This window comes from Zhenpiania hominis, assembly GCF_014333425.1.
Taxonomy (GTDB): Bacteria; Bacillota; Clostridia; order Peptostreptococcales; family Anaerovoracaceae; genus Hominibacterium; species Hominibacterium hominis.
In genome coordinates this window covers 1-9,330 of the sequence record NZ_JACRYT010000036.1, presented here as the reverse complement: position 1 = coordinate 9,330, position 9,330 = coordinate 1, and the positions used below count along the sequence as shown (strand labels likewise).

At 42.6% G+C, this 9,330-nt stretch carries 6 protein-coding genes; 2 read left to right on the top strand and 4 right to left on the bottom strand.

Annotated features, from left to right (window positions below; all coding sequences use genetic code 11):
- Nucleotides 1-214: 214 nt before the first annotated feature.
- Nucleotides 215-1,543, top strand: coding sequence for an ISNCY family transposase (locus tag H9L42_RS16275; RefSeq protein ID WP_243235848.1), 1,329 nt, complete (start codon nt 215-217; stop codon nt 1,541-1,543).
- A 399-nt stretch (nt 1,544-1,942) separates the two neighbouring features.
- On the opposite strand, the gene H9L42_RS16270 is transcribed toward H9L42_RS16275, so the two are convergent.
- From H9L42_RS16270 to H9L42_RS16255, 4 genes are all read right to left on the bottom strand, one after another.
- Nucleotides 1,943-3,562 carry an amidohydrolase gene (locus H9L42_RS16270; RefSeq protein ID WP_187304461.1) on the bottom strand — a complete coding sequence of 540 codons (1,620 nt, stop codon included), beginning with the start codon at nt 3,560-3,562 and terminating at the stop codon, nt 1,943-1,945.
- Between the two features lie 14 nt (nt 3,563-3,576).
- Entirely contained in the window at nt 3,577-4,848 is a 1,272-nt protein-coding gene (locus tag H9L42_RS16265) for an MFS transporter (protein WP_187304460.1), read from the bottom strand.
- Between the two features lie 16 nt (nt 4,849-4,864).
- Nucleotides 4,865-6,493, bottom strand: coding sequence for an amidohydrolase family protein (locus tag H9L42_RS16260; RefSeq protein WP_187304459.1), 1,629 nt, complete (start codon nt 6,491-6,493; stop codon nt 4,865-4,867).
- A 248-nt stretch (nt 6,494-6,741) separates the two neighbouring features.
- Nucleotides 6,742-7,506, bottom strand: a complete 765-nt coding sequence (locus tag H9L42_RS16255) for a helix-turn-helix domain-containing protein (RefSeq protein WP_187304458.1) — start codon at nt 7,504-7,506, stop codon at nt 6,742-6,744.
- Nucleotides 7,507-7,799: 293 nt separating this feature from the next.
- Between H9L42_RS16255 and H9L42_RS16250 the strand changes: the two genes are divergently transcribed.
- On the top strand, nt 7,800-9,128 hold the full coding sequence (locus H9L42_RS16250) for an ISNCY family transposase (protein ID WP_243235848.1): 1,329 nt from the start codon (nt 7,800-7,802) through the stop codon (nt 9,126-9,128).
- Nucleotides 9,129-9,330: the final 202 nt, after the last annotated feature.

Genomic DNA, 9,330 nt, shown 5'->3' with positions numbered 1-9,330 from the left:
ACGATAGAGGGCGCAAATGAATTTCTCCACTCCTACATAAAGAAATTCAATGCAAAGTTCTCTCTTCCTATCCATCATACCAAATCTGTGTTCGTTGAACAACCCTCAGATGAAACCATTGTTATTAACTTGTGATAATGTCTCCTTAGGATTCACTTGAGATTCTGTCTCTTTTTGATATTCTATAAAAGCTATGAAAGAAGGTAAAATTACATTGTCACAGGAACAACTGAAAACTCTTACTGTCATCAACCGTTTCATCGACAAGTCTATTTCCAGACAACAGGCCGCTGAACTCTTAGGTCTTTCTACCCGCCAGATTACACGTTTAAAGAAAGGAGTCCTTACCTCTGGCGCTGAATCCCTCATCCATAAAAATACCGGTAGAAAACCTGCTCACGCTGTTTCAGATGAAACGAAGGAAGCTGTCCTTAAGATTTTTTCCCGCCCGGAATTCTCTGGGGTCAACTTCCTCCATTTCAAAGATATTCTCTTAGCAGACTTTGGAATCTCTCTTTCCTACTCTGCTCTTTCCAGTATACTAAAAAATGCAGGTTTTGAAAGCCCTAAAAAGAAAAAAATTCGTCACCGTACCCACCGCCGGAAACGCAAACCTCATCCCGGACAGCTCATCCAGATCGATGCCACTCCTTATGAATGGTTCGGCGGCAGTGTTAAATACGCCCTCCACGGCGCCATCGATGATGCTACCGGGCAGGTCGTCGGCCTTTTCCTTACGCAGAATGAATGCCTCTATGGTTATCTGGAAACCATGCACCAATGCTGCATGGACTTCGGTATTCCCCAGACCGTTTATTCGGACAATCATACCATCTTCCGTTCTCCTAAGACGGGAAAGCTTACGGTAGATGAACTGATCGCCGGCAAAACCGTCCATCTGACCCAGTTTGGCCGTTCCATGCATGAACTGGGGATTGACCTCATCTTTGCAAAAACGCCTCAGGCAAAAGGACGCATCGAACGCTTATGGGCGACTCTGCAGAGCAGGCTTCCTGTTGAGTTCGCAAAGCGGGGCATCAAAACTCTGTCAGAAGCAAACCGTTTTCTGGAAACCGAATACCGGAAACTCTTCAATCAGAAGTTCTCTGTCACTCCGGAAGCAGAATCCATTTTTGTTCCTTTATCAAAAGGGATTGACCTGGATTCCATTCTTTGCGTGAAGCATACTCGGAAGACAGATGCTGCCGGAACCTTTTCTTTCAAGAACCGCTGTTTCCGGATTTTAGACCGGGGATTCCCGATCATCAATGCCCGCCGCGAAATCACTGTGTTGATAAACCCGCGTTTTGGTATCCGGGTGGCGTACAATGGTAAGATTTACGACACAATCCGTTACCTGAAACCCCAAAATAAAAACGCCAGTAAAAAGGTTCCCAAAAAAGTACGGACAGCCGTAGAACCGCATTTGCAGCTGCGCCATAGCAGTGATGAATGGAAAGCCATCTGGTGGATGGAGGATTATAATCTTTCACTTAAATTTTTGTATGAACTGTTTTTTGAGAAGCAGCAATCAGCTTCATAAAAGGGCAAAAGCCCTTTTATGAAAGTGACATTTTCTCGAGTGAAACTTAGGATTAAAAAGTGACATTTTCAAAAGTTATTGACATTTCACGGAGAAGATTATCACACAATTCTCAATTCTGTTTTCCATTGATTTTAAGCGCTCCCGCCGAAACGGGAAGCCCCATCCGAAAGGATTTTGATTTAACAAAAATCGTATAAAACTTATGGACTGGCAGAGTCGAAAAACATCCTTTTTCACGAAATTTCCCGTTTTGCCCATTCTTTTCCCTCGCGAGCCCGAAATATTTATACGATCTTCTCCTTGTTTTAGAAATTGCGGATCATTTCCCTCATTCGTGTGCTCTTACACCCTACATTAAAAAGAACCGGAACATTTTAATGTCCCAGTTCCCGGCGTCTATTTCTCAAAAATAATTTTCCCATCGAACATAGTCATGGCCGTTTGACAATCAAGAATTTCCCTCTTAGATATTTCGAATAGATTTTTATCTACTACAATAATATCTGCCAGTTTTCCCTCTTCCAACATTCCAATGTCCTCCCTGCCATATGCTTTTGCCGCTCCCGCAGTATACGCCCGCAAAGCCTCCGCCAGCGATATAGATTCCTGAGGATTGGCGCTGGTTGGCTCTCCATTATCATCCAGTCTTGTAACGGCTGCGTAAATTGTCGGATATGGATTAAAGTCCACAACCGGATAATCGGTGCCAAATGCAAGTACGGCCCCCGCCTTTAGCAATGACTTGTGCGGCCACTCCCATCTGCATCGTTCTTCCCCGATCCGCCCGACCTTTTCAAAAGCATCCAGTGTCAGATGATAAGGCTGCATGGAAGGGATTACCTGAAGTTCCTTAAATCTGTGAAAATCCTGTGGGTGAATATTTTCAATGTGTTCAATTGTGTTATAGATCCCCTCGCTTCCATTTGTCCGAATGGCAGCTTCATACATATCGAGAGCCATACGCACTGATCCGTCCGCAATCGCATGGAGTCTTACAGAAAGCCCCGCTTTATTCGCTGCAATAATGCAGGGCTCCATTTCTTCACGGGAAAGATTAGGCACATCAATACCTCTTGTGTCCATTCTATCGCTATATGGTTCAAGAAGTAACCCGGTAAAGGTCGACGTTACTCCATCAACAAATCCTTTTACCCCGCTAAGCCGAAGCTTCTCACTATTTAGAATCCCCTGCCACTTTTTTGCCGCGGTAAAATCCGTATGCCCTGCCAATTCGGTATAAATATGCATCCTGACTGTAAGTCTTCCCTGTTTTTCCATCTCCTTGAGAGAACAGTATTTGGCAAAGACTTCTGTTTTATATGGATCGGCGGACATTTCGCTTATACTCGTTACACCGCATCTTGCGATATGGCTCAGGAACGCCTCATTCATTTTGATCATTTCCGCTGTCTTAAATTCCTGTACCTTTAACATAGCGGGCGCCATGGCATCCGGTTCAAAAAGCAGACCGCTCAATTCTCCCTTTTCATCAATGCCGACGCTCCCACTTCTAGGCTTCATATCCACTTTGATGTCCGACTCCTCCAAAGCTTTTGTATTCATCCATAGAGTATGAACATCTGCCGCTATTAAATACACCGGTTTATCGGGAAAAGCCTCATCCAGTGATTTCTTTGAAGGCAGAGGTGCATCTCCCCAGTTTGAAGGAAACCATCCAATGCCCAGAAGCCGCTCCTCCTCAGGATGTTCGGAGGCATATTCTTTCATAATCGTTACGCAGTGTTCTTCAGAAACAGAATTTGCAATTTTCGTACATATATGATCACTGTACGCTATGGCCCCCATAAAATAATGTACATGCGCATCTACAAACCCCGGCATAATCATTTTATTGCCGTAATCAAGAATACTGTCCGCCTCATATCGATCCGCATCTTCTTTTTTCATAACTTTTATAATTTTATTTCCTTTAACAGCAACTGCTCCGGAAAAAGGCCTGTCTTCTTTTCCTGTAAACACAGCATTGCTTTTTAACAGATAATCCGCCTTGACCATTGCTTTAAACCTCCTTACGATTCATCCGGTGTATATTTCCTGTTTTTAGAAGTGCTGATTCCTCTGATAACCGCAACAAGAACCAGAACTCCCGCCATAATCATCCAAGGGATTTGATAGGAACCAAAGTATTCATAAAGGGCCGCAAGACCAGCGGCTCCGAAGGCTCCCCCTACAGCAATAAAAATATTAATATAGCCTATAAAGCGAGGCATATCTTTTTCTCCGTACATATAGTTCATTAAAAGAGGGGAAATAATATTAACCGTCGCAACGCCAAAGGTATATAAAACTGCATAGATTACTACCGCGTTCTTTGAGACGCTCAGCAGTGACAATCCTGCTGCCGATCCGGCAAAGCATAGAGCGGATCCTACTGCCGCTATGGATAAACGGAATTTATCACAGATATATCCGATAAACGGTCCTGTAACGATCATAACAAGAGATAAGGCGGAAATAATACCCGTTGCCTGAGTCGGAGAAAACCCGCTGACCACCATGGTCGGAATCGCATGCTGCAGGATGGAACTGGAGGCGATTACTGCCAGTGTACACGATAGAAGAACCAACCAGGTAATAGGTTTTCTTATAGCAACGCGAAAGTCAATTCCTTTTGATACCAGTGATTGCGCCTTTGCAAGCTCACCCTCATCCGCATCTCCAACTCTTGAAATTCCTTTTTTTTCAGGACTCCAAACAATTATTTTTGCCGCTACCAGAACAGAAAACGCCACACATGCCGCAAGTGTCAAATATCCGGCCCTCCACCCCATATTGCCGATTATCAGATTCAGCAAATTAAGCTCCCCGATATAAATGAGATTCATAATCGTAAGCATTGCGGCAATAGCTCTTCCTTTTGCCTTTTCTCCAAACCAGTTGGAGACCAGAAGCTGACAGGGCGTCATCGTCATAGCCGCAAAGCAAAATCCCTGAGGTATCGAAAAAATATAGAACATCCATACGTTTTGCGCCATAGCAAACCCGAGGAAAGAAATTACTCCGATCAGCCCCGCGATAATCATAATTTTTTTAATATGCCTTTCATTTAAATATTTTGATATGAGCGCCAGTGTAACAATTCCTGTTATACTGGAAATAGTTAGATAAAAGGAATACGCTGTCACAGATAACCCCAAATCCTGTGTAACCGGCAGCATAAAGGCACCGGTTACGGAGACGATCCCGCTGTATACAAAACCTGTTACAATTGATGCCGCTAAAACGATCCACCATCCATAGTAAAACTTTCCATTTTCATCTTTAAACGAGAACGATTTCATAATAAACTCCTTCCTTCTAAAATTCCTCACTTTTATATACGATTTCTCCGTCCATCATTGTCAGATCAATTTTGGCATTCAGCCATTCTTTTGGCTCCAGCTCAAAAAGATTTTGATTAAATACAACTATATCTGCCAGTTTCCCAGGTTCCAACGTGCCAAGCTTATCCTCAGCGTGAATGCAATAAGCACTTCCATAAGTGTACGCTTTCAGCGCTTGTTCCAAAGTAATATTTTGATTTATCTCATCTATCGGATTTCCCTGCTTATCGCATCGGGTAACCGCAAAGTAGATCGAAAGCAGCGGATCAAAAGGCGCTACCGGATAGTCCGAACTAAATGCCACATTTACATCATGGGAAAGCATTGTTTTCAAAGCATATTCGTATTGCGCGCGCTGTTCCCCCACTTTTCGTTTCAATCCGTTACCAACAGCCATAAGGTGCGACGGCTGCATAGTCGCTGTCACATTCAACCGTCTGAATCTCTCAAACTGCGGATAGCGGAGAGTTTCCGCGTGTTCTATAGAATTTCTCACATCTATATTTCCATTGGCTTTTCGGGACATCTCAAAAGCATCAAGCGCAAGTTCTGACGCTCCTTCGCCCGTACAATGGAGTTTAACGCCGAATCCCTCTTTATTAGCGGCAGCAACCTGTTTTTCGTAAATTTCATATGGAAAACAAGACTTTCCCTGTCGATTGGGATCGTCTGCGTAAGGTTCCAGCAATAACGCCGTATAATTTCCGTGTACACCATCAACGAAAGACTTCAGCCCTCCCACATAAAGTTTGTCAGAGCAGAATCGGTTTCTGTATTCCCTGGCGATGGAAAAATCATCTGTAATACCAAGGCTTGGATAGAGTGCTAATCTTACATGAAGACTTCCCTCATTTTCTAATTCTGATAGCGTCATCAATTCCCCGGGAATCGGAGTTGGTTCCAGTTGGATGGCCATATCAGTAACTGCCGTGATCCCTTTTTTAGAAAGTTCACAAACGAAATTCAAAATCATCTGTCTGGCTTCCTGCTGTGGGAGTTCCTGGGCTTTTGCAGCGCATATGGAACATGCATCCATTTCATGCAGCAACCCATTAACTTCTCCATCGCTATCAGTTTCAATTGTCCCGCACAAAAGTTGCTTATCAGGATCAACACCGCATTCTTCTAATGCTTTCGAGTTGAGCCAGAAAGAATGCCCATCCGCGCACATTAAATATACGGGCCTCTCTGGTTCGATTGCATCAAGCATCCTTTTGTGGGGATATGTTTTATCCTCCCAATCCGGAATATACCAGCCGATTGCGGAAATCCGTTTGTAATCGGGATGCTGTTTTGCAAATCTGTCAACGGTCTGAACGCATTCTTTTGCTGATTTACAATCAAATAGTTCTCTGCACATATATGGACTGTTTTGAAAAATCCCATTAAAAAAATGCATGTGCGCATCAATAAGTCCGGGGATGATCAGCCGATTTCCACAATCAATAATTTCTGTTTTTCTACCCGTTAGCCGGTTCATGACATTCTGATCGTTTCCTACCGCGGCGATCTTATTTCCTGCCACCGCGACAAACCCTTCACAGGGTTCTCGTCGTACAGCGTCAAAAACCGCCCTGCTTTTTAAAATTACATCTGCCTTCACAATCGTTTTCTCCTTTTTTATTTTTAACTCCCTGTTATAACAAAAATTATAAAGCAAATATATTTTTCCAAAACACCGATTAGTTGTATTTTTCTGATAATTCAATCATTTATTTTTGCTATTCTACTTCTTTTGTATAACAATACATACTTCTAATAAAGTATCCCTTCGTTCTTTCAAACAAAAAAGGCAGCCACCTGAGTATGTTGCCACACTCGCATGACTGCCTTTTTTCTGTACGTATTAATTTAATCTTTTGGGAATTTTTTTAATAGTTCCACACGACTATTAATATTTAACTTTCCAAATACATTACTGATATGTTTTTTCAAGGTATTTAGAGAAATGGAAATACGTTCGCATATCTCTTTATCTGTGAATCCCTCGCGCCATAACCCGATTACTTCCAACTCTCTGTCTGTAAGATGGTACTGTTTCTTCATTTCATATAACGTACCGGGTAATACGGTTTCTAGCTCGCTATGTTTCTGATCTCTCCACAGCCAAATATTAATGTGAGATTTCAGTAGATTCATGATTTTCAAATCTCTGTCAGAGAAATCTTTATCGCTACTTTCTTTGCGATAAAGGCTGATTGAACCCAATATCGTGGAATTATACCCCAACCCGGCAAAAATTGAATATTTTATGTCTTTTATTTGCCAGAGTTTATAGTATTCTTCTTCATCGGCCGCTTTTTTGAACACATATTCATTCGCCCGAATTGCCGGGTGGCTGTAATCGCAGAGCAATGTCCTCAAAGGTTTAAAAGGATCATAAGCTTCCCACCCGTTAATATAAGAAAGCAGTTCTTCTTGGCTGAAATTATAGCCTACCGGACATACGGCATTTCCGTTATTATACAAGTAAAAGGACGCATAATCAAAACTGATCAAATTTTGAAGAAAAGAAAAAACATTGTTTACCATTTCCTCCCGGTCTTCACTGGCATGGATCTTCAGAGAAATCTGGTTTATAAAGTCCCATTCCTTGTTCAAAAGTTCAATAGTCAACTCATACCTCCCAATATTATTAAATCATAGATCATTACGTTTCTTTGCAAGTGCTTTTTAGCAGACTTGACGGAAGGCTACGTTCATACATATCAAAGTCTGCAATACAAATTTTTTCAACATGAACGCAAATTTAAAATGTTGGTATTAAATTTTACATTATTTAAGAAACCGTGTCAAATTTCACAAAGAAGATTATGTTATTAACTTGTGATAATGTCTCCTTAGGATTCACTTGAGATTCTGTCTCTTTTTGATATTCTATAAAAGCTATGAAAGAAGGTAAAATTACATTGTCACAGGAACAACTGAAAACTCTTACTGTCATCAACCGTTTCATCGACAAGTCTATTTCCAGACAACAGGCCGCTGAACTCTTAGGTCTTTCTACCCGCCAGATTACACGTTTAAAGAAAGGAGTCCTTACCTCTGGCGCTGAATCCCTCATCCATAAAAATACCGGTAGAAAACCTGCTCACGCTGTTTCAGATGAAACGAAGGAAGCTGTCCTTAAGATTTTTTCCCGCCCGGAATTCTCTGGGGTCAACTTCCTCCATTTCAAAGATATTCTCTTAGCAGACTTTGGAATCTCTCTTTCCTACTCTGCTCTTTCCAGTATACTAAAAAATGCAGGTTTTGAAAGCCCTAAAAAGAAAAAAATTCGTCACCGTACCCACCGCCGGAAACGCAAACCTCATCCCGGACAGCTCATCCAGATCGATGCCACTCCTTATGAATGGTTCGGCGGCAGTGTTAAATACGCCCTCCACGGCGCCATCGATGATGCTACCGGGCAGGTCGTCGGCCTTTTCCTTACGCAGAATGAATGCCTCTATGGTTATCTGGAAACCATGCACCAATGCTGCATGGACTTCGGTATTCCCCAGACCGTTTATTCGGACAATCATACCATCTTCCGTTCTCCTAAGACGGGAAAGCTTACGGTAGATGAACTGATCGCCGGCAAAACCGTCCATCTGACCCAGTTTGGCCGTTCCATGCATGAACTGGGGATTGACCTCATCTTTGCAAAAACGCCTCAGGCAAAAGGACGCATCGAACGCTTATGGGCGACTCTGCAGAGCAGGCTTCCTGTTGAGTTCGCAAAGCGGGGCATCAAAACTCTGTCAGAAGCAAACCGTTTTCTGGAAACCGAATACCGGAAACTCTTCAATCAGAAGTTCTCTGTCACTCCGGAAGCAGAATCCATTTTTGTTCCTTTATCAAAAGGGATTGACCTGGATTCCATTCTTTGCGTGAAGCATACTCGGAAGACAGATGCTGCCGGAACCTTTTCTTTCAAGAACCGCTGTTTCCGGATTTTAGACCGGGGATTCCCGATCATCAATGCCCGCCGCGAAATCACTGTGTTGATAAACCCGCGTTTTGGTATCCGGGTGGCGTACAATGGTAAGATTTACGACACAATCCGTTACCTGAAACCCCAAAATAAAAACGCCAGTAAAAAGGTTCCCAAAAAAGTACGGACAGCCGTAGAACCGCATTTGCAGCTGCGCCATAGCAGTGATGAATGGAAAGCCATCTGGTGGATGGAGGATTATAATCTTTCACTTAAATTTTTGTATGAACTGTTTTTTGAGAAGCAGCAATCAGCTTCATAAAAGGGCAAAAGCCCTTTTATGAAAGTGACATTTTCTCGAGTGAAACTTAGGATTAAAAAGTGACATTTTCAAAAGTTATTGACACCCTCAGATGAAACCATCAATCTGATTCTTGCGGTATTAAACGAACGCACGGTAGACTGTGGACACTGCATCCGATTTCAGAACCAGCATTACCGGATGCTGGATAACCGTGGTCTGC